The organism is Paenibacillus sp. BSR1-1, assembly GCF_030403775.1.
Taxonomy (GTDB): Bacteria; Bacillota; Bacilli; order Bacillales; family Cytobacillaceae; genus Neobacillus.
Genome location: NZ_JAQMWQ010000007.1, coordinates 105,193 through 126,344, shown reverse-complemented (window position 1 = coordinate 126,344; position 21,152 = coordinate 105,193). Strand labels below are relative to the sequence as shown.

General features: G+C 38.3%; 18 protein-coding genes. 11 read left to right on the top strand and 7 right to left on the bottom strand.

Features of this window, described 5'->3' with window-relative positions; genetic code table 11:
• Positions 1-101 precede the first annotated feature (101 nt).
• The 3 genes from PH210_RS13450 to PH210_RS13440 all read left to right on the top strand — a co-directional run bounded on the left by PH210_RS13450 (position 102) and on the right by PH210_RS13440 (position 3,090).
• On the top strand, positions 102-755 hold the full coding sequence (locus PH210_RS13450; protein WP_289986067.1) for an HlyD family secretion protein: 654 nt from the start codon (positions 102-104) through the stop codon (positions 753-755).
• 8 nt (positions 756-763) lie between these two features.
• Entirely contained in the window at positions 764-2,620 is a 1,857-nt protein-coding gene (locus PH210_RS13445) for a DHA2 family efflux MFS transporter permease subunit (protein ID WP_289986066.1), read from the top strand.
• A 71-nt stretch (positions 2,621-2,691) separates the two neighbouring features.
• Complete coding sequence (locus PH210_RS13440) at positions 2,692-3,090, top strand: DoxX family protein (RefSeq protein ID WP_289986064.1); 399 nt, start codon at positions 2,692-2,694, stop codon at positions 3,088-3,090.
• Between the two features lie 63 nt (positions 3,091-3,153).
• Here PH210_RS13440 and PH210_RS13435 read toward each other — a convergent pair whose 3' ends face one another.
• Together PH210_RS13435 and PH210_RS13430 are read right to left on the bottom strand one after the other, a co-directional pair.
• Positions 3,154-4,761, bottom strand: a complete 1,608-nt coding sequence (locus PH210_RS13435; RefSeq protein ID WP_289986062.1) for a DUF4352 domain-containing protein — start codon at positions 4,759-4,761, stop codon at positions 3,154-3,156.
• Positions 4,758-5,627, bottom strand: a complete 870-nt coding sequence (locus PH210_RS13430; protein ID WP_289986060.1) for an ABC transporter permease subunit — start codon at positions 5,625-5,627, stop codon at positions 4,758-4,760. The genes PH210_RS13435 and PH210_RS13430 overlap by 4 nt, the downstream gene beginning before the upstream one ends.
• Positions 5,628-5,837: 210 nt before the next feature.
• Between PH210_RS13430 and PH210_RS13425 the strand changes: the two genes are divergently transcribed.
• Positions 5,838-6,299: a MarR family winged helix-turn-helix transcriptional regulator gene (locus tag PH210_RS13425; RefSeq protein ID WP_354669988.1), complete on the top strand. Its 462-nt coding sequence runs from the start codon at positions 5,838-5,840 to the stop codon at positions 6,297-6,299.
• Positions 6,280-7,482, top strand: a complete 1,203-nt coding sequence (locus PH210_RS13420; protein ID WP_289986058.1) for an MFS transporter — start codon at positions 6,280-6,282, stop codon at positions 7,480-7,482. Before PH210_RS13425 ends, PH210_RS13420 begins: the two co-directional genes overlap by 20 nt.
• A gap of 97 nt (positions 7,483-7,579) precedes the next feature.
• On the opposite strand, the gene PH210_RS13415 is transcribed toward PH210_RS13420, so the two are convergent.
• Positions 7,580-9,109, bottom strand: coding sequence for an APC family permease (locus PH210_RS13415; protein WP_289986056.1), 1,530 nt, complete (start codon positions 9,107-9,109; stop codon positions 7,580-7,582).
• Positions 9,110-9,455: 346 nt separating this feature from the next.
• Between PH210_RS13415 and PH210_RS13410 the strand changes: the two genes are divergently transcribed.
• Positions 9,456-10,235, top strand: a complete 780-nt coding sequence (locus tag PH210_RS13410; protein ID WP_289986054.1) for a nitroreductase family protein — start codon at positions 9,456-9,458, stop codon at positions 10,233-10,235.
• Positions 10,236-10,425: 190 nt separating this feature from the next.
• Here the strand turns inward: PH210_RS13410 and PH210_RS13405 are convergent, their stop codons facing one another.
• The 3 genes from PH210_RS13405 to PH210_RS13395 form a co-directional block, all read right to left on the bottom strand.
• Positions 10,426-11,328, bottom strand: a complete 903-nt coding sequence (locus PH210_RS13405) for a DMT family transporter (protein ID WP_289986053.1) — start codon at positions 11,326-11,328, stop codon at positions 10,426-10,428.
• Between the two features lie 225 nt (positions 11,329-11,553).
• A complete protein-coding gene (locus PH210_RS13400) occupies positions 11,554-11,925 on the bottom strand; it encodes a hypothetical protein (protein ID WP_289986052.1) in 372 nt (123 codons plus the stop codon).
• Between the two features lie 12 nt (positions 11,926-11,937).
• Positions 11,938-12,453: an acyl-CoA thioesterase gene (locus PH210_RS13395; protein WP_289986049.1), complete on the bottom strand. Its 516-nt coding sequence runs from the start codon at positions 12,451-12,453 to the stop codon at positions 11,938-11,940.
• Between the two features lie 628 nt (positions 12,454-13,081).
• Here PH210_RS13395 and PH210_RS13390 point away from each other — a divergent pair.
• The 5 genes from PH210_RS13390 to PH210_RS13370 all read left to right on the top strand — a co-directional run bounded on the left by PH210_RS13390 (position 13,082) and on the right by PH210_RS13370 (position 19,197).
• Positions 13,082-14,365, top strand: a complete 1,284-nt coding sequence (locus PH210_RS13390) for an MFS transporter (protein WP_289986048.1) — start codon at positions 13,082-13,084, stop codon at positions 14,363-14,365.
• Positions 14,366-14,511: 146 nt separating this feature from the next.
• Positions 14,512-15,759: an NADP-dependent malic enzyme gene (gene ystJ / locus PH210_RS13385; protein ID WP_289986047.1), complete on the top strand. Its 1,248-nt coding sequence runs from the start codon at positions 14,512-14,514 to the stop codon at positions 15,757-15,759.
• Positions 15,760-16,242: 483 nt separating this feature from the next.
• Entirely contained in the window at positions 16,243-16,599 is a 357-nt protein-coding gene (locus tag PH210_RS13380; RefSeq protein WP_289986046.1) for a nucleotide excision repair endonuclease, read from the top strand.
• 275 nt (positions 16,600-16,874) lie between these two features.
• Positions 16,875-17,201 (top strand): hypothetical protein, encoded by a 327-nt coding sequence (locus PH210_RS13375; RefSeq protein WP_289986045.1) that lies wholly within the window; start codon positions 16,875-16,877, stop codon positions 17,199-17,201.
• Positions 17,202-18,204: 1,003 nt separating this feature from the next.
• Complete coding sequence (locus PH210_RS13370; RefSeq protein WP_289986042.1) at positions 18,205-19,197, top strand: DnaD domain protein; 993 nt, start codon at positions 18,205-18,207, stop codon at positions 19,195-19,197.
• Between the two features lie 385 nt (positions 19,198-19,582).
• Here PH210_RS13370 and PH210_RS13365 read toward each other — a convergent pair whose 3' ends face one another.
• Entirely contained in the window at positions 19,583-20,551 is a 969-nt protein-coding gene (locus PH210_RS13365) for a toll/interleukin-1 receptor domain-containing protein (RefSeq protein WP_289986040.1), read from the bottom strand.
• Positions 20,552-21,152 lie beyond the last annotated feature (601 nt).

Sequence of the window (21,152 nt, the reverse complement as noted above, 5' to 3'; positions counted from 1 at the left end):
GGGCAAAAGAAGGGAGAGTGTGACAGGCGGACAAAGAAATCAAAGGCAGATCACTAAACCGGACCTTTTAAAATAATCATCCATCTAGGGAGGAAAAATGAATGAGCACTAAAAAATTGCTATTATTGAATATAATTATTCTGCTTATATTAGTGGGTGGTGGTGTTGGTGGATATGCCTACTATAATGGAGCAGTAAATTATTTATCGACGGATAATGCCCAAATAGCAGGACAACAAGTAACGATTGCGGCTCCGGCCAATGGAAAATTGACTGATTGGAAGGGCAATCTCGGGGATCATTTTTCAAAGGATTCTAAAGTTGGGACCATCACAGCAACCGATGAAAATGGAAAACCGATAGAAATGAACGTGACGATGCCAACTGATGGAACAATTGTTCAAAGTAGTGGAGTCCAAGATTCATTTGTGGCAGCAGGAACACCATTAGCGAAAGAATATGATTTGAATAATCTTTGGGTTACAGCAAATATTGAAGAAACCAAAATTGATGAAGTGACAATCGGTCAAGATGTCGATATCTATGTGGATGCTTTTCCAAATAACACGTTAAAAGGAAAAGTACAGCAAATCGGTTTAGCGACGGCTGGAACATTTTCTCTGTTACCAAGTTCGAACAATACAGGGAACTACACCAAAGTGACTCAAGTAATTCCGGTAAAAGTTTCTATTGATGATAATAAAGGTGTAGCGATCGTTCCCGGTATGAACGTAACAGTACGGATTCATAAGTAGGTGATAACATGTTAATTTATATCACTGTTTATGTTGTCTTAGGCCTTTTGCTGCTGCTTTTAATAAATTTTACTATCATTAATAAAAAGAAGTCGCGTAGAGCACAAAAAGAAAAGATGAATGAAGAGGTAATTGAGAAGGCTGTTCATTCTGAGATAAAGGCTGAAGAGATTGAGCAAATTTTACCACTGAATGAAAACAAGGACATAAAGGCAGAAAAAATTACCTCGCAGGAAGTGCTGAAGGATTCTGACGAAATGGAAGCAGATTTGGAATCTGTAAAGGAGGATGCTCAGCCGAAAGAAAGCATGAAAAAGCAGAAAGAACCATCTGTTTCGGATGCTGAAAAAGAATCAGGAAACGGAAAAATTCTTGTGGCTTTAATGCTTGGTGCTTTTGTTGCCATTCTGAATCAAACACTGCTGAATGTGGCGATTCCTCATATTATGAATGATTTGGGAATCTCAGCCAATACCGTACAATGGCTCTCCACAGGATATATGTTAGTAAACGGAATTGCGATTCCTATAACGGCCTTTTTAATAGAGAAGTTTGGAACAAGAAAACTGTTTATTACCGCCATTTTCTTATTTACATTGGGTTCGGTAGTTTGTTCAGTGTCAGCCAACTTTAGTATGCTCATGATTGGAAGGGTCATTCAGGCTTGCGGTGCAGGTATTATTATGCCCCTGTTAATGACTGTATTTTTTGCATTATTTCCTCCGGAAAAACGCGGCAAGGCTATGGGGATTATGGGGATAGTCATGATATTTGCTCCTGCGATTGGTCCGACATTATCCGGCTGGCTTATTGGCCATTTTTCATGGCGGTTATTGTTTGATATTGTTATCCCAATCGGTGTACTTGATTTAATTCTTAGCTTCATGTGGATGAAGGACGTTACGAAAGTAACCAATCCTAAATTTGATTTCCCAGGATTTTTATTTTCAACCCTAGGTTTTGGGTTCTTGTTATACGGATTCAGTGAAGCGGGTAATGATGGCTGGTCCAGCCAAACAGTAGTTATCTCCTTAATCATAGGAATAATTTCTTTAATCTGTTTTGTTTGGCGCGAACTGACGGCAGAAAAGCCAATGCTTGATTTACGGGTATTTAAATATGATATTTTCGCCTTAACAACCGTTATCAGTATGATTGTTAACATGGCTATGTTTGGTGCCATGATCTTACTTCCGATTTATTTGCAAAACATTCGAGGGTATACAGCATTACAATCAGGTCTGTTAATGCTTCCAGGTGCCATCGTGATGGGCATAATGTCCCCTATCTCAGGAGCTCTTTTTGATAAAATCGGGGCAAGATGGCTAGCCGTTACTGGATTAGCGATTACTGTACTTACCACATGGGGATTTACCAGTCTAAGTATGACAACCAGTTATGGCCATATTCTGTTTTTATACGTGATGCGGATGTTTGGAATGTCTTTTATCATGATGACCGTCATGACAGAAGGATTGAATCAGTTACCACGCCATCTTGGAGCTCATGGGACAGCTGCCTCCAATACAGCCAGGCAGGTAGCAGGAAGTATTGGGACCGCCTTCCTAGTTACAGTTATGACGACAAGACAAGGGTTCCATTATAGTGGGTATGGGGATGCAATCTCAAGTTCCAATTCTTTTATAGACAGCAGCTTATCCCAGCTGGGTCAAGGTCTGTCAGCTTTAACGAATCTGCCGGCTGCAGCTGGAAAAGAGCTTTCCACCTATTTAATTTACGGTCAAACCATGCAGCAAGCTACGATTGAAGGGATTAATGATGCCTTTATTGTTGCAACCGGTATTGCATTTGTAGCATTAGTTCTATCATTCTTTATAAAACGGTCCCGGGTAAATCAACAGTAAAAAGTAGTAAGTTAAATGGGGCTATACGGCATAATAATGTAGGGCTATCGTCTTTGAAAGAAGGGGTAGAAATGGTTAGTTTAGGACTCTTGATTATTCGATTGGCTGTTGGAATGACGTTCGTGGGGCATGGATGCCAGAAATTATTCGGCTGGTTTGGCGGTCCAGGGGTAGTCAAATTTGGTGAATATTTAGGGTCGATTGGAATCAAGACAGGCGGCAAGACATGGGCGGTTTTAGCAGGATTATTCGAATTGGCTGGCGGACTGCTGTTTTCAGCGGGACTGCTTACCTGGCTAGGGGCAATCCTTATCATTATCGTTATGATTGATGCCATCTTCACCGTCCATGGCAAGAATGGCTTTTGGCTGACCGAAGGCGGTTTTGAATATAACTTTATTTTAATCGCTGTCGTCCTTGGAGTGGCGCTTATTGGACCGGGTGATTACGTATTAATTTATAAGCCATAAATGGTGTGCGGCTTTTCCCAAGCCGAATTGGCCTTCATCACATGATGAAGGCTATTTGTATTTTTAGAGATTAACCACATATTCATCCACAGCATGAAAAGGATAATAGCGGAGTTTTAACTTTACATCTTTTGGCATTTCAAAAGCCAGCGTACCAGTAATGCTTTCCCCTGCCGCTAAATCTCCAGACGGAAGCGTGGTATCGATATCGATCATGATGAATGGCTGTGGATAAGAATTTCCTTTATTATCGAGCACATCGAATAAAGCAGGATCGTAACGCATCGGTTCTTTTCCTGTATTTTTTAGTTGAACTGTTACAATGATAAACTCACTTCCCGCTCTTGGTTTCTCTGTAGCATTCCCTTCCGATTTTTCCACCTTTCTCACAGTCAGAGTGGAGCCAGATATTTCAATCTCTTCCCCCACGGCATGAGGTCTTTGCTCCATTGGATCAGAAGCTGTTTGAGCATTAGGCACATTATTATAGACCAGTTGAGAAGGTTTCTTCTCATTGTTTTCAGCAGCTGACTCCGTATTTGAGGTCCTTCTTCCGGGGTTATAAACAACCATTACCACCAATAACATCACGGCTAATGCCACTACGAGAGCTTTCTTGCCAATAAACTTTTTCTGAGGCCTTACTTTTTCTGCATGAGCAGCTCCCTTTAATAACTCATCACTTTCAACAAAAACAAACTGCTCCATCAAGGGTTGGCTGGAAATAGAGATAGTGGACTCTGATTTTTCTTTTTTCTTTTTTATAAATAAAGCACCATTCAAATTTTCTTCTAGTTCTTTTTTCATCATATTCACAATTAAGATAACAAATAGAAAACCAAAAATAGGGCCAAAAATGATCCAGGGTGCTTGAATAAAGTCATTAAGATTTTGTCCAATTAAGCCAGCCCACTCATTAGAAAGGGAGGCCGGTTTTGGCGGGTCATCATACCCGAAAATTCCCCCAACCGTTTGGCCTCCAAGGAAATATCCGAATATCCCAAGATGCATCGTCAACTGTAATGTACTTAATAGCTGTTGGATGGTAAAAAGGACTCCATACGATTTGAAATAGGGCATCAAATGTCTTTTTATAATATGAAACTTATTAGCCCCCATTAAGTACGAGCTCCTTATAAAGGATGTCTTAGTCAATTCATCTGTCAGTTCGGATGCAAAAATCGTTGCCGACGGAAAACCCAAAAACACAAGCATCAAAATCTGATAAGCAATAACAGAAGAAACCGGTTTTTCAAACATCCCGTGCACCGGCAGCATGACCACAATTCCTAATAATACAGTGGGTATGTATCGAAAAATGATGAAGAAATCTTTAAAGTATTTTTTTAATAATGGAGCATAAAGAGATAGAAATACCCCCATTAATCCTCCGAACAAAACCCTTAAGAAGGCAACCACCAATGCGGTGATCAGGGTATATTTCGCACCATACAATAATAAAAGATGCATATCCGCTCCGTTTCGGTCCGTTCCTATGATATGTTCCAAAGAAGGTGGAAACGGTGCCCTGCCAATCACCTTAGACTTTTCATCCATAATTATAGTCTGCTTATTAAAGTCCTCCGGTCCGTAAAGGGGATAGAAATAACTTGCCAGAAAAAGAAGGATAAGGATGGCAGCGCCAATTGTTGTTTTTCTATATGTCCTCATAAACTAGCACTCTCCTTCCCTTTATAAAACCTCGACACCAAGTAGCCAATTGCTTCAATTAACAGCAGAGGCAGGGTAAACAGCAGCAGGCAAATAACTAGCATTAAGATTTCTCCGGTTCCAATAGCTATCACAAAATTTTTCGTAAAGCCGGGAATGTTAAGCATAAATTCTAAAAGATAAATAGTGGATAGAATGATCCAAATACTCGTTCTTAGCTGAATAATATAAAGCGGAAAAATGTTACGAAGCATATGAACCATTAATAGTCTAAACTGGCTGAGCCCCTTGGCTTTTCCGTATAGAACATAATCCCGTAACCCTTCCTCTTCCAAAACCTTTATGAAAAATTGGATTAAAAACAGGGTCGGGAGGAAGGAAACGGTAATGATCGGTATTACATAAGGTTTATGACCAAAGTTACCGTACAACTGTAAAAACTTAAGCCCAGTCGTTTTATATAGTGTAATAACGAAAAACTGAAAAAGAAAAAGGATAAGCAGGTCTGGAACGGCTTCAAAAAAATTGATCCCTTTCTTAAAGAGGTTTCCTAGTCTTTTAGGAGCCATTTGTACCAAAATCGCCGCGGCCAACCCAACAAAGACGACCACCAATAGAGAACTGAAGACAATCGTCATCGAATAAAGATAGCTTTCGGCCAGATTCATTTGTTCATATAACCGTATGAAACTAGTGCTGCCTAATTGGATTATCTTTTGAAAATTGGCTTCGACATATTCCCAAAAGGGTTGAAAGTTAATCGTGAGTGTATCCCTTATGCCGACTAACGAGGGTAAAGCAAACACAAAGAGGATTCCTGAAACCATAAGAAAAATTCTAAAAGGAATTTCTAAAAATTTATACATGTTGTCACCTCGGCTCAAAAATGTGAATGTTCCTAACCTAATTAGACGTAACTTCCCTGACTTTTTATTCAAATTTTTCCAAAAAAGTTAAAAAAAGATGATAAATTTCCACTGTGAAGGCTTGTCCACAAAATTGACACATTTAACGAATTTTGTTATTGTAAAATAGTTACCTTTGATAACTATTATCCTCGATAACTATTTTGGATGGTGATTCACATTAATTATTCACGGAAATTTTTCCATCAACTTTTAATGCTTTATCGGCCTTTTGAAAAAAGACTCAATACAGAGCTTGCCAAGCACGAGCTGCACAGGGCTCAATGGACGATCATTTATTATTTGGAAAACATCAATCCTGCTACCCTAGTTGAACTTTCCAACTACCAAGGCGTAGAGAAACCGACGATTACTAGGACGGTCAGTCAATTAGAGGAGAGGGGAATAGTCGAGCAGGTTCCTGGAAAGGATAAGCGCGAAAAGCGGATGCAATTGACGAAGGCTGGCAAGCAGTTTTACCAAGAGATCCGCAAAACGGTTGATGCCTATGAAGAGGAAATATTAATGGGAATTTCAGAGGAAGAACTGAAAACGGCCATTGTTATAATGGATGATATTCGAAAAAACATAATTCAATCGGGAGATGGAGAAGTTGGAACAAACAAGAACTAGATTGTGGACGAAGGATTTTATCATTATTTCGGCAGCAAACTTTTTCTTATACTTAATCTTTTATTTATTATTGGTGACCATCGCGGTTTACGCCGTCGATCATTATCATGCAAGTGAGAGCCAGGCAGGACTTGCCACAGGGATATTCATTATCGGAACCTTGATTGGCCGTCTCGTGATCGGCCGTATCATCGAATCAGTTGGAAATAAGAAAACGATGTTTTTTGGTCTCATCTTTTTTATTTTGACGTCCTTACTATACTATATCGATGCTGGAGTTACCTTCTTACTATTAACCCGCTTTTTACATGGATTAGCGTTAGGGGTAGCGAGTACCGCAACAGGGACGATTGTCGCCCAAATTATTCCGGCCGCACGCAAAGGCGAAGGGATTGGCTACTACAGCATGAGTACCACTTTGGCCACCGCCATCGGGCCTTTCATCGGAATATACATGAGCCAGCACACAAGCTATTCAGCCATTTTTAGTTTCTGTTTAGCATTGGGTGTCATCAGCTTCATTATTGCCTTGTTTATGAAAGTGCCGGAAGTCAAAGCGTCTGCCAAAACAGCAGGCTCCAAAGGATTCAAGCTTTCAAACTTTATTGAGCCAAAAGCGCTTCCGATTGCTTTGGTCACATTAATTGTCAGCTTAGGATATTCAAGTGTTTTATCTTTTATTAATTTCTATGTTATGGAAATCAATCTCGTAAATGTGGCCAGCTTCTTCTTTATTGTCTATGCTGTTGCGATTTTAGTATCACGCCCATTCACGGGACGGCTTATGGACATGAAAGGCGCTAACTATGTCATGTATCCCACTTTTATTCTTTTTGCAGCAGGCTTATTCCTGTTAAGCACAACTAACAGCGGCATCAGCTTACTTGTGGCCGGAGTCCTGATAGGATTAGGGTTCGGAAATATGCAATCCTGCACACAGGCCATAGCGGTAAAAGTAACGCCGCTTGAAAGAATGGGATTGGCCACATCAACATTCTTTATCGCGCTGGACGCCGGCTTGGGATTCGGCCCTTATGTGATCGGCTTCATCATCCCGCTAACCGGCTACCGCAAGCTTTATCTCATCATGGCCATCATTGTCCTAGCCAGCACGGTTCTTTACTACTTTATGCATGGAAAAAGAAAAAAAGCCAATGCAGAAGTCGGAGCGGATGCGGCTTAAGGGTGACCGGCACCGCAGGAAGAGGCAAAAAAACCGCCCCCATGCATCAAGGGGGCGGTTTTTTTGCAACTCGCTCTAATAGGAATTTGCTGCAACCCTACATTGACCTGTCATTGTTTTGATGGGAGATATATTTTTCAGGTATCGCATCATTATACGGCATTTTGCTATGCCCGTAGCTGCGATGAATCATCATATACAGTAAACCAGCAGCGACAACTACGATTCCCGAAACGAGCACGATATAGTTATCATACCAAGCTGCACCTGGCGTTCTTGGCCAGCACATGTTGATCATGGCAATTATTCCATAGACAAGTGCACCAATATTGATAGGCAGTCCCCACTTGCCCAATTGGTACTTGCCACTTGGCTTCCATCCTTTTAACCTAGCCCGAAGTGCAGCAAGGACAACCATTTGGAATCCAATATAAATTCCAAGCGACGCAAAACTGATGATCTTTGTGAGCGCGTCTGTAGATACTTTTGAGCCAAGAACAATAATAGCTGGAACAATAGCTGCAAGAAGCAGCGAATAAGGTGGAATGTGACGGGCAGGTGAGAACTTTTTTAAGTATCGGCTTCCTACAATCATGTCATCACGCCCATAAGAATAGGCAAGTCTGCTGGCGGCCGCCTGTAAACTTATGGCACATGAAAGGAAAGAAATCAATACAATACCCATTACGATCTTTGCACCAACATGACCAAATGCGTTAGTTAATATCGTATCAACTGGTGTAACGTCTTTACCAGCAATAACTGCCGGAATATCAGCAATGGAAAGTACTAATGCAAGGCTAACAAAAACTGCGGCAGCGCCACCAATGTAAATCGTCCTGCGCATTGCCTTTGGAATCAGAGCACCTGGATTGGGGACTTCTTCCGCAACATCACCACAAGCTTCGAATCCAAAATATAGAAAAATTCCGATTAGTCCAGCTCCAGCAAATGCATAAAAGTAGCTATGGCCGCCTTGGGCACCAAAAGAATCAAAGAGCACATTAAGACTGTGATGCCTTTGAGTAAAAAGGAGCCAAAAACCAACTGCAAGCGCGCCAATAATCTCAGCAGTAAAACCAATTATTGCTGCAGCTGCGAGAACCTTTGTGCCCAGGAAATTGATGATTGTCGATAGGGCAAGAATGACGATTGCACAAAGAATAGTTGAGTCCACTGATACTTCGAAACCCAAAACCTCTGCCAGAAATGGTCCAGCTCCATATACCACACTGGCAATCGTAACAAACAAAGCTATTAAGTAAACCCAGCCAGTCATCCACGCATACTTTCGCCCCCATAATCTACGGGCCCAAGGATAAACTCCTCCTGCAACAGGGAATTGTGCAACAATCTCACTAAAGACAAGGGCGACTAGTAATTGTCCGAGACCACAGATGATAAGACTCCAAATCATGGGTGGGCCGCCTTGAGCAAGTGCGTATGCAAATAATGTGTACACACCTACTACTGGAGAAAGATAGGTGAACCCAAGCGAAAAGTTTGCCCATGGACTCATGTCGCGACGAAATTCTGATTCATATCCAAGCGATGCCAGATGGGCAGCATCACTATCATGAAGTACTGATGCAGATAGGTCCATTTTTTTGTTAGGATTCTCTTGCATGTTTTTAAGCCCCCTTAAAATAGAAAATAGTTACATTTTCTTACATGCAAATATCGTGCCGGTATATGGAATACTAGAAATATTCTGAAAAATAAACGCAGACTTCACTATTAATCTTCAACTATGTAATAACTTTACGATGGGGAAGATAGGGGAATCGAGATAGGCGAAAAAATGCTTTTTATTCTTTTCTGCATAAGTTATTCATCGCTTCATAAGAACCCGGCTTTTTTTAATTGGAATTCTAGGAAATGAGTATTCAAATAAAAAACCTCATTTAGATCGTTCACGGTGAACCGTACTCGTGTTTCTATCGATGTTATACTATTTAAAAGGGGTGATTGCTTTGGAATTAAACGATGTAATCTTCGGGCACAGGTCTATACGAGAATATGAGGATAGGGAAGTAAGTCAAGAACTGTTGGATCAAATCTTAGATGCGGGCATCCGTGCCTCTTCTAGTGGAAATATGCAGACGTATTCGATTATCGTCACAAAAGACAAAGAACTAAAGGAAAAATTGTACACCGCACATATGGAGCAATCGATGGTAGTGGATGCACCTATTCTATTAACGTTTTGTGCCGATTTTAATAGAATGCGAAAATGGCTTGCTCTTAATGATGCACCAGTGCATTTCGATAACTTTATGAGCTTTATGATTGGCGCCATTGATGCCACATTGGCCGCACAGAACTGTGCTTTAGCAGCAGAGAATGCCGGGCTGGGCATTTGCTATATGGGATCAACACTTGCAAATTGCGATCAAATTGGTGAGCTGCTTAACTTGCCGCCCAATGTCGTACCTGTTGTGGGTTATTCATTAGGATACCCTGCGGAAAACCCTGCTCCGCGCGATCGTTTGCCTAGGCATGGACTTGTTCACTATGAACAATATAACGATTATTCAGTTGAAGACATTCTCGAAATCTACAATGATAGAAATGAAAAGGGTTGGAACCGGTACATGGCCAATCCTAGGCTGAAGGAAATGACCGAAAGATTGGGATTGAAAAACCTCGCCCAAATCTACACCATTGCTAAATACACGAAGGAATCTCACCTCGAGTATTCGCAAACCGTGCTGAAATACTTGGAAAAGCAGAATTTTATGGTTAATGAGTGATGTTTCCCAACTTGAAAAAAGGGAAAATATTATGTTGCAGTAAAGATAGACCATTTTCATCATGAGCGGATCCAGTAATAAAGTCTTCAAGCCAATTAAAATATATAAAAAAAGGATAGATAGAGCATTTATTATGCTCCACTATCCTTTTTATTTCTGACTTAAAACAAGGGTTACTTCTTTTTAAGAATTAAACTCCCATTTTCCCTTGAATGACAACCTGTTCCGCCGCCTGCTTTTGCTTCTTATTTACAAGATAGATACTGGCCACGATCAGGACAATTCCTAAGAATAGTAGTTTGGTAAAGGGTTCATGTAATAATACAGTTCCGATGATAACTGCAAGCATGGGAACCAAGAATGTAAATGTTGCCACAACACTGGCATCTCCTGTTTTCACAAGTATAACGTAGAGAATCCATGATAACGCAATCCCTAGAATCGTACCAAAGGAAAGACCCCATATAAACGTATCATTCCAAACAATACTGGACCAATTCTCAGACGAAAGTCCGGCTATCATCAGAACACATCCGCCAATTAAACACTGGAATGCCACCATCCAAAGAGAATCAACCGAGTGAGAATTTTTTTTTGTGTAAACTGTACCCAGTGCCCAGGAAAGCGCGGATAATATGCCAAGTATAATACCGAAAATGGAAACATGGCCGGAAAATCCTTCTGCGCTTACAGAAATCACTCCAAGAAACCCAAGAATTAGGCCCAATACTTTAGGCAGGGTCATCGATTCGCCTAACCATAGCCATGCAAGCAGACCTACTAAAATTGGTTGAAAATAAACAATGACTGAGAATAAGCCTGATGGTACTAATTTAAGCCCCACAGTCTGAAGCCCATAGAACAAAGCAATATTTAAAGTGCCTGTTACGACATATATTTTCCAGTTCTTTCGCCACTGGATCCGATCACGTGTTTTCCAAATGACCGCACCAAGGAGAATACCGCCAAACAAACACCTCATCCCGGCAAAAAGCAAAGGAGGTGTATACACTAATGCAAGTTTATAAATTGGCCAAGAAACACCCCAAATCATAATTAAACCTGCCATCATTAAAAACCATTTTAATTTCATCAGATCTCTTCTCCCTCAGTTTAATTGAACTAACTGACTGGCTCATAGACCTTAAATTATTGAGCCTAACATCTATTTTTCTATAAAAAACTAACTTTATAAGAATACGCCCCTATGTAAAAAATTTCAATTAAGAAATCTTGGATAAAAATCTGGAAGGTGTTTTACGCCCATAGAAAAAACGAGGTAGGTAAGGAATGTTTTTTCCACCCAGCCTCGTTTTGTTTAATGAATTACAGTTGGACCTGTTAATTCTCTTGGAGGATTTCCTAATGCCAGCTTGCTGATATTAGCATAACTCACCTGTTGATACTCTTTAAGCAGCTGTTTAAGTTCATAGAACTTTTCGTCGCCTTTTAACTTTTCGATTTCTTTTTGATAGACAGACAAAACATACTCATCTTGTCCTGCAGGTTTAAATTCGCTTGGGTCTTCATCCATGAGCAATGCTCCCATGTATTGATATCCATAATTAAGTTGTCGGGTTAGTTCAATGATATTTAAGAACATGTGATAAATAGATGGTTTAGTTTGACCTAAGTGTTCAATGGCCATTTTTGCGTCGTTCAAATCATCATAATTTGCTGAGACTAACATGTCATCAACCCCTTAATCCCATACTTTGTCCGAAGAAAGTCTGGATACAAGTTCTTTATTTTGCTCTCTTTTGAGTTTGCGGATTCTTTCGCGTTCTTTTCCGGTCTCGTACAGATATTTTTCTTCCTCTGTTTCTGGGATGACTTCAGGCACTTCCAATGGTCTTTTATTTTCATCTAGAGGAACGAAAGTAAAGAAAGCAGTAGCGGCAATTCTTCGTTCCCCCGTATCAAGTTCTTCAGCAACCACTTTGCAGAAAATCTCCATCGACCTTTTACCCGTATAGCAAACAAATGATTCGATACCGACCGAATCGCTTTGCCGGATGGGGTGAAGAAAATTAACGGAGTCTGTCGATGCTGTAACGCATTGTTTTACACGTGAGTGCCGGCGAGCCGAAAGTGTCGCACAGGCATCCATCTTCTTCATTAGAACCCCGCCAAATAATGTATCATAATTATTCAAATCATTAAGCAACACCTGATCGGTATGAATAACGCGTGTTTCACTACTTTTTTTGGCTTCCATTTTATCACCCTATGTTGAGCAATTTCTTTATACTTGTTTTCCGCTTTTAAATTAGTGTAGGGAGATGTTATCTCATTTAAACCAGTTAGATATTTCCTGAAATGTTGAGAAATCTGAAAATTAAAGTAAATTCCTAAGATTCTAGAGGATTTTCAAGCACATAAAGTCGGCAGCCTTTTCCATTACATTTTCTTATTTTTCTTGAAAAATACTCCATAAGTATTAGTGCCTGTCAGCACCCAATTACTGTCGAATTCTTCGACATTATTCGAATGGTGAAAGGTTTTGTTTTGTATATAAAACGTAGTTTATTTTTATTAGAAATCTCGTTGACAAATATATTCTGAAAATTATAAAATTGTTTTATATTAAAAATATTGTTTTAAATATAAAACAAAAATACAAGGGGGGTATTAAAATAGAAACTGAGTTGAAAGAGTACAGCTGGCTATGTGAAATAAATTTATAGGCAATTTATTGAAGGTCTTTTCAAAGTTATAAAGTTGGACGAGAAAATCGTAAAAATCTTGTAGAAGGAAATTCTTACTGTTTTACTTAAAGACTTTATGACAAGGCAACTACTGTAAGTTAGAGCATAAAAAAGTTTAATGAAATTAGGTGATATTCAATGAACAATAGAAACACATCAATACAAAGATGGTTAGGTGTAATAACCTTATTAGCCATTGTTATTATTTCCTATATCGATAGAATAAATGTCTCTATTCTTATTACCAATGAGGAATTTTTAAATGTATTCAATATTTCAAATGATCGAGTAGCTCAAGGAGAATTGATGACCTTATTCTTGGTTGGGTACGGGATAGCAGCTATGTTTTTAACCCCAATGTATGAAGCGTTTTTAGGTGTAAGAAAAGGACTAATCGTTAGTATTTGTATTTGGGCAATATTTACCATTATTTCACCATTTTCCGGATCGCTATTCTTATTACTTTTTTTTCGTTTTATTCTCGGTGCAAGTGAGGGACCGTTATTTTCTCTTAAAACGATGTATATCAAAGATGAGTTCGGTGAAACTGAACGAGGTAAACCCAATGCGGTAAGTTCGATGGGGGTTTCGATGGGATTAGCGCTTGGGTTTCCACTAATTACATATTTCATTTTCCAATTTAATTGGCATACCTCATTTTATCTTTTGGGTTTTCTTAACCTTGTAGTTGGTTTACCTCTTATTCTAATGTTTATTAAAACAAAAGAGAGAGAGGGGAATAAAGTTAAGCTTAAAAAGCGAATACAATCAGACGAACCTATAAAAACCTTTATATCAGCGTTGAAAACACCGGGACTCATTTGGATTCTGGTTATTGAGATCACAACATTAAGTTATTTGTGGGGAAGCAGTTCATGGTTACCAACCTATCTTTTAAACGAAAGACACTTTTCCATAAAACAAATGGGCTTTATCTCTTCGCTGCCATTTATCGTTAGTATTGGTTCAGGCTTTTTAGGCGGCTATTTAATTGATAAAATTTCAATTCGAAAAGCTTCACTTTTGTTTGTAGTTGGAGGCGTTTTAACCGCATTATGTGTAACCATTACTGTTATTTCACCTAACCGGACGATCGCTGCATTGGGTTTGGTTTTAGCAAATGGTTTCTGGGGAATTCAAGGTCCGGTTATTCCAACTATGGTCCAATTTTTATCTAAGGGAAAAAATGTTGGCAGCACTTATGGGATTGTAAATGGAATTGGAAACTTAGTTTCAGCCTTTATGCCCGTTATTATGGGTGCGTTGATTGCCGGCCAAGTAAAAGACAACTTTGCTGCAGGATTTTCTCTTCTTATAGGGACACAAGTAGTTACAGCGATTTGCGGCATCATCTTTTACTTTTACAAAAAAAATTTATTGCTTGGAATAAAAAAAGATATTAGGCAAAAAATTATAAGCTAATAGATTCATAGAATTTACAACAGCATTCATGAAAGGGAAAAACGAGGGCAATATTGCTAAAAATGTAGTTAAAAGCAACTGCACCATTACGAGTTTTCTTCCTATTTCCAATCACTATAAAAAATAAAACAAAAGGGGAAACATAGATGTCTACTTTACGTGAAGAAGCATTAAAGATGCATAAGGAGAATAAAGGGAAGCTGGGTGTTCACTCTAAGGTTCCAGTACGAAATGCAAAAGATTTGAGCCTTGCCTATTCACCGGGTGTAGCTGAACCGTGCATTGACATTTATGAAGACGAAAGAAAAGTATATGAATATACAATGAAAGGGAACCTCGTAGCCGTTGTTTCAAATGGAACAGCTGTACTAGGTCTTGGAAATATCGGCCCGAAAGCCGCAATGCCGGTTATGGAAGGAAAATCATTGTTATTTAAATCATTCGCGGATGTGGATGCTTTCCCGATTTGCTTGGATACGACCGATCCGGATAAAATAGTCGAAGTTGTCAAACTATTAGCACCGACTTTTGGCGGAGTTAATCTGGAAGACATTTCAGCACCGCAATGCTTTGAAATTGAGGATCGCTTACGAAAAGTTTGTGATATCCCTATATTCCATGATGACCAGCATGGTACGGCCATTGTTACAGCAGCAGGGTTAATTAATTCGCTAAAATTGGCTAACAAAAATATCGAGGATATTCGTGTTGTGACCAACGGTGCTGGAGCGGCAGGTGTGGCTATTGTGAAAATCTTGCTTCGTATGGGGGTAAAAGATGTCATCTTATGCGATACAAAGGGGATCATCTATGAAGGTCGACCTGTCGGAATGAATCCGTTCAAAGAGGAAATGGCCTGTATAACTAATAAAGAACAAAAGCAAGGAACACTGGCGGATGCACTTGTGGATGCTGATGTCTTTGTTGGTGTATCGGCCGCAGGTGTCGTAACGAAAGAAATGGTTCGTTCGATGAACCAACAACCGATTATTTTTGCCATGGCAAATCCGGTACCGGAAATCATGCCGGAAGATGCAAAAGAAGCAGGGGCGCTAGTCGTGGGGACAGGACGTTCTGATTTCCCAAATCAGGTCAATAATGTACTTGCCTTCCCAGGAATTTTCCGTGGTGCGTTAGATGTTCACGCAAAGGAAATTAATGAAGAAATGAAACTGAAGGCTGTTTATGCCCTTGCTGAATTGATTTCAGATGAAGAACTTCATGCCGATTATGTCATTCCGGATCCGTTCGACCGAAGGGTAGTGGCACATGTAGCAGCAGCTGTTGCTAACGCTGCGATAGAAACCGATGTTGCACAAAAAATTGTAAATATAGAAGAAATCAAAAAGCATCTATTAACAATCGTAGAAGAAAACCAAACTGCTTTAGTATAAATCTAGTGTAACTGATGTTTCAGTAAAACTATTTCACATCAATTTGTAAATTCCTTTACTGTTCTTCTTTCAAAAATTACTTATTTTTTCAGGCTGTTGGGATAATAATTCTTAACAGCTTGTTTTTATGTCTTCTCCCCTAATCTGTGCAAAATTAAAGTAAAAATAAGTGCCTGTCACCACTCGCATTTTGACAAAACTCGGGTAAATGGCGAATGAAAAAGAAGGAGGTATTTAACAATGGACTCCTATAATCTTTAAGGGCTTCGGGCTCATCTAAAGTGTTGATAAATTTGTGACGCTAATTACAAAGCTGGCATTAAAGAGATTAGTTCCTTCTCCATATGGAGTAATCTCCATTTTTTGAGCATTATTATGGCACAGAAGTAGGTACTTTCAGCGGGCTTTAAATAACGGCGATTGTAATAAATGCTAAAATAGGATAGCATTAATAAACAATAAAATAGGAGGAAGTGAACGTAAATGATAAACATAACCATTCCCAAACCAGATGTTACGATTACCAAACAGAATAATCCTGAGCTAAGTAATATTTATGGGTTTACTGATTTCCATCTAATCCCTAGAGATAAGGGTGGAATTTTTATGTTCTATAACAATAATCAAGAGCTATTATTCGTTGGTAAAGCAAGAAAGTTAAGACAAAGAATTAAAAAGCATTTTGAAGATACTGTGTCCCCTATCAAAATGCATAGAGATGAAGTCACTAAAATTGAGGTTTGTGTGGTTGAAGACCCAGTACATAGAGAAATTTATGAAACATATATTCTTAATGAACAAAAGGCGAAATACAATATAGACAAGGTTTTTTATAAGTAAAATTCTATTAATAAAGGCAATAGGTACAGTCAAATTAAATAAGTACACCACTCGAAGTTTGTCGAACACGGTTGAAAACGAAAAGGTCCCTTAAAGGGACCTTTTCGTTTGTTAATAAAGACCTTATATTTTCCAGCCCTTCTCATTGGCATAAAACTCCAATATTTTTTGATATTTTTTACCATATTTCTCCTGTAGCTCTGCTTTAAAATCTTGCTCAATATGTTGCATGATAAGATCATGGTAAAAAGCAGTTTTTAGCATTCCAACAACAGATGGATGGTCGGTCTCTAAGGCAGAGAGTTTTTGTTCCCCCCAAAAACCGCCGACTAAGGCTATATGGTCCTGTTTTTTTGGATGCCCAGGAGCAAATTACTGAGCTTCTACATCATTTTGAAAATAGGATTGATTTTGTCCTTAAAAAAATAACAAAGGAAATGACAGGGTATGAAATTTCACAAACACTATTTACAGACAGAAATAGTGTACTGGAACAATGGATTGGAATTGGAGCGACCAATGCTTTTCTACAATATATGGTTTCTAAAGGTGAAGTAAGAGTAGATAAGGTTGGGAAACAATATAAATATAAAAGGGTCTAAAAGAGGCGCAATCATTTGTTCTCCCCGATTATGTGCTTGTGAATACTAATAAAATGCCGGATTCATCATGGTGTGAATCGGGTATTTTTTTATCTATTGATTTCATTTAAGACCGTCTCTAGATTTAGTTTCACGGAGTTGATCATCCGTTTATACAAGTCTAAACTGGATTGTACATTTGGGGTGCATGGCACTGCCTATTAGCTGAATTTGATCCTTACACTATTTATATATTGATCTTGAAGCAAAAAGGATAGGGGGGAGAACCTCCTTTTCCATTAAAAGATCAAAATGTTTTGGTCAAATTTTGGGGAATACGACTATATATAATCTTTGTTGTAATCTATGTAGAAATCTATGGTATTGCTTTGGTCAATCTGACCACATGTTAGCTGGCCAGATTGACCAATACCGTGGGTCAGATTGTCCAATAGATTCGGTCAGAGTGCCAAGCAAAATTAGTCAGGTTGGAATAAATAAATACACGTTGTTTTTACGGATTTTAATCAATTCCAATCGTATTTGTTCACACATGATTAAAAAATATTGGGTAATATTTTGTGAATGAACTTGTTATGTTGAACAGTGCCTGTCACTGTTCGCTAAGGCGTTGTATGATTAAAATTTGTGAAATACTTTTTCAAGTCAAATTTGTTTATTCCTCCCAGAACAGCTCTTTTTATATAACTTAAGAAAGATAAACGCCTTCACACAAAAAAAGGGTAAAAAATTACCGAAATTGCAAAAAACGCCTTCGAAAATCATTTTTTGAAGGTGTTTTTTGATGTTTGGCTCTAAAAATGCCCTCAAAAATGAAAAAAGGAAGTTCGCTTTTCCCTGCCATTCTCGATATCGTAGAAGTGCTAAAGGTGGGGATATGGAAATGGTGATGAAAGTGTGTCATAAAGCATCACTTTCTAAATGAAAAACATATAACCCTTTTCTTCATGTATTTATATATCAAGTATGAAGGAATTTTATAAGAAGAAAGGCAGTGGTTAAGATGGCAAAGTTTAGAATGGTACGTACTGATTTTTGGAAGAATCCGATTGTATTAGAAGAAATGACCCCGGAGGACAAATTTTTTTACCTTTATCTTCTTACGAATCCACTTACGACTCAAACTGGCATCTATAAAATTACGAAAAAACAAATGGCTTTTGATTTGGGCTATTCGATTGAGAGTGTTCATTCGTTAATGGAACGATTCATCGAGCATCACAAGTTGATACGGTACAATCCTGATACGAGAGAACTGGCAATGAAAAACTGGTGGAAGGATAACCTGGTTAAAGGGGGGAAACCGGTGATGGACTGTATTTTTTCCGAGCTAAAGGATGTGGAGGATCTTTCACTTATTCAATATGTTTCGGAATCCATTCAAAATCAGGAAATTCGCAGCCTATTTGAATCATTTTATGAACAAAAAGAGAAAGTTTTCAGTTACGAAGTTAACGACCAAAATGAAAATAATACATATCAAGATACTGAATGTGGAGAGCCTGACGATACGTTGTCGCTTCGTTATACGACACGGGGACAAAAAGAAAATAAAAAAGAAAATAAAAAACAACAACAAGAAGCTTTTAATCCAAAAATAGAGGAAAATCTAGACATCGAGAACCCATTACAGAACGATCAAAAAGATGTGAAAGAAATTGTAGAGTTTTGGGACAACAATGGATTTGGTTTTTCGAACGTGAATGCCAAACAGCAGCTGTTATCTTGGTTAGAGGATTCTAGCTTTTTACATCCGAAAGATGTGATTTTAAAAGCGATGAATATTGCCTGTTCCAATAACAAGCGAAGGCTGAGCTATGTGGAGGGGATTCTGAAAAACTGGGTAAATGATTCCTTACTTACCGTAGAAGAAATTGATTCCTTTTATAAAAGTCAGAAATGCGCACCAAAGTATAGAAGATCAAGCGAATCGTTTCCTGCCGGAAGAGCTATTCCAGGTGGATTTGAACTTGACCTTATGGCAGGGGAAGATTGATGAATACAGCTAAATAAAAGGATTTCTTAACCTTTTAGCAGAAGGAATCTCATGTTCACTATCCATCTTGTGAAAGAGTTTTTGTTTTTTGTTTTTTACCGAATGGGGCTAAATAAGGTGGAGGTAAATGTTATTTTTGTTGACTGAATTGATACCCTAAGTTTTAGGAATGAATATTTGCAATTTAATCGTAACTATTTATGATACGGTGAACCGTACCATAAATAGAGGCAGTTTTTTTACAATTTGTGATGAACCGAACCGAATCATAAGCGATAATAAAGTAGAAGTTGAATTGGTCATTGAATACAGTCTATTTTAAGTGCTAAAAGTAGAGGAGAGCATCCATTAATTGATGCTCTCCTAAATATTATAGCCCTGCCATTTATGTGCTAACTCTGACATGAAAAAATTCTTTCCAAAGACGAGTAGAGTTAATGTCCAAAGCAATATTATACTCTTTTTTGAAACGATCATATACTTCCGAACAACAATCATCAATGAATTTCCCTAATTCAGTAATTGCGTTCACAGCAGTCTCTACAGCAGGGTCATCTGTGTTTGGAGTTATATAACCCTCATCTTCACGGAGTTGACCCAGACCTTCAAACTTACGTACATCTCTCCGAATATCTTCATCTGCATATTCTGGGTAGAAGTCATTTCTTCTAGAGTAATGGTATATTGTACTACTAACAAAATCATGTAAGCTGTTGAAAGCTGTTCCTGTTTCTTCTAAATGTTCAATTAACTCGTCATATTGTTGATTAATATCATCTTCCTCGCTAGCAGATGCGACTACAGTTGGTTTGGCCATTTTTTTTAAAACATTACTCTGAAGATCATTTGTGAAAATGGCTTTTTTCGTTTCTGCTTTTTTTGAGGTTACTTGCGCTTTTGTAGAATTGAGTAGGTCGCTAATTTTCGCACGGATACCCTCCACGATATTTAAATAGGCTAAATCGCGGTCATCCCACATTGTTACAGGTTTACCGTCTTTCGGAAGACCTTGGATTTTACCAAAGAGAGTGTGTTTCCAATCACACGATCTAAGAATTATAGGAATAACTACCGCTTCCATATTAGAGTGTTTTTCTATAGCAGTTTTCATTTCAACTTCATAGCAATAATCTGATGCGATAAAATCAGAACTAACAAGAAGAAGAATTACTTGGGCATTCACTAAGTTATTGTCAATGTTCTTTCCCCAATCATCCCCAGGTAGCAATTTTCGGTCATGCCAATGACTTATTAAACCATCTCTCCGCATACTGCTCAAATGGGTAATTAATTCTTCGCACATTCCTTCATCTCGATGAGAGTATGAAATAAATACACTAAGTGGTTTATCCATATGTACTATCCCTTTCTAAATTCGCTAATAGAATTAATTATATCATGATTTAAAGTGGTCTGTAGATATATTTACCTATTAAGGGATGTCTTGGGAAATGCAATTAGCTGCTCTATCAAAAAAATAGGATAAAAAAGAAGGTTGCTTATTCGAAATTAGAGACTTTATTTTTTATCGTCAAATTCTTTAAAAACCGTTGCTTGAATAAAGGCGGTTTGTGTACATCTATTTCCTCGTCTTACTAAGTGAGTAAATGTTTTTAAAAGCCAGATAATGATTCTAGATTGAAATCGATAAAATAGGTAATAACTGACCAGACCAATTAGAAGAACTGTTTTTTTATTTTATGAAACTTCGAAAAATAACAATTATGTTATAATATGTAAAGGAATTAAATGGTAATCTGAATTATATCAATCTGAAATTGGAAACCAAAAAACAAAATCTTGATGATTAAGCAGTTGCTGATGAGCTAAAATTTATCTTTAGTATGTTAACCATTTCAAAGATGTAAATTAATGATAAATGCACAGTTATCCATAATTTAAGGAACGAATAAATAAACCTTGCTCTAAATTTGACATCCGCTTTGAGAGTTACT

Bases quoted from the DNA above. Each gene is read 5' to 3' on its own strand.
- PH210_RS13450 (WP_289986067.1), top strand. From the start codon at position 102: ATGAGCACTAAAAAATTGCTATTATTGAATATAATTATTCTGCTTATA.
- PH210_RS13445 (WP_289986066.1), top strand. From the start codon at position 764: ATGTTAATTTATATCACTGTTTATGTTGTCTTAGGCCTTTTGCTGCTG.
- PH210_RS13440 (WP_289986064.1), top strand. From the start codon at position 2,692: ATGGTTAGTTTAGGACTCTTGATTATTCGATTGGCTGTTGGAATGACG.
- PH210_RS13435 (WP_289986062.1), bottom strand. From the start codon at position 4,761: ATGAGGACATATAGAAAAACAACAATTGGCGCTGCCATCCTTATCCTT.
- PH210_RS13430 (WP_289986060.1), bottom strand. From the start codon at position 5,627: ATGTATAAATTTTTAGAAATTCCTTTTAGAATTTTTCTTATGGTTTCA.
- PH210_RS13415 (WP_289986056.1), bottom strand. From the start codon at position 9,109: ATGCAAGAGAATCCTAACAAAAAAATGGACCTATCTGCATCAGTACTT.
- PH210_RS13405 (WP_289986053.1), bottom strand. From the start codon at position 11,328: ATGAAATTAAAATGGTTTTTAATGATGGCAGGTTTAATTATGATTTGG.
- PH210_RS13400 (WP_289986052.1), bottom strand. From the start codon at position 11,925: ATGTTAGTCTCAGCAAATTATGATGATTTGAACGACGCAAAAATGGCC.
- PH210_RS13395 (WP_289986049.1), bottom strand. From the start codon at position 12,453: ATGGAAGCCAAAAAAAGTAGTGAAACACGCGTTATTCATACCGATCAG.
- PH210_RS13390 (WP_289986048.1), top strand. From the start codon at position 13,082: ATGAACAATAGAAACACATCAATACAAAGATGGTTAGGTGTAATAACC.
- ystJ (WP_289986047.1), top strand. From the start codon at position 14,512: ATGTCTACTTTACGTGAAGAAGCATTAAAGATGCATAAGGAGAATAAA.
- PH210_RS13380 (WP_289986046.1), top strand. From the start codon at position 16,243: ATGATAAACATAACCATTCCCAAACCAGATGTTACGATTACCAAACAG.
- PH210_RS13375 (WP_289986045.1), top strand. From the start codon at position 16,875: ATGGATGGTCGGTCTCTAAGGCAGAGAGTTTTTGTTCCCCCCAAAAAC.
- PH210_RS13370 (WP_289986042.1), top strand. From the start codon at position 18,205: ATGGCAAAGTTTAGAATGGTACGTACTGATTTTTGGAAGAATCCGATT.
- PH210_RS13365 (WP_289986040.1), bottom strand. From the start codon at position 20,551: ATGGATAAACCACTTAGTGTATTTATTTCATACTCTCATCGAGATGAA.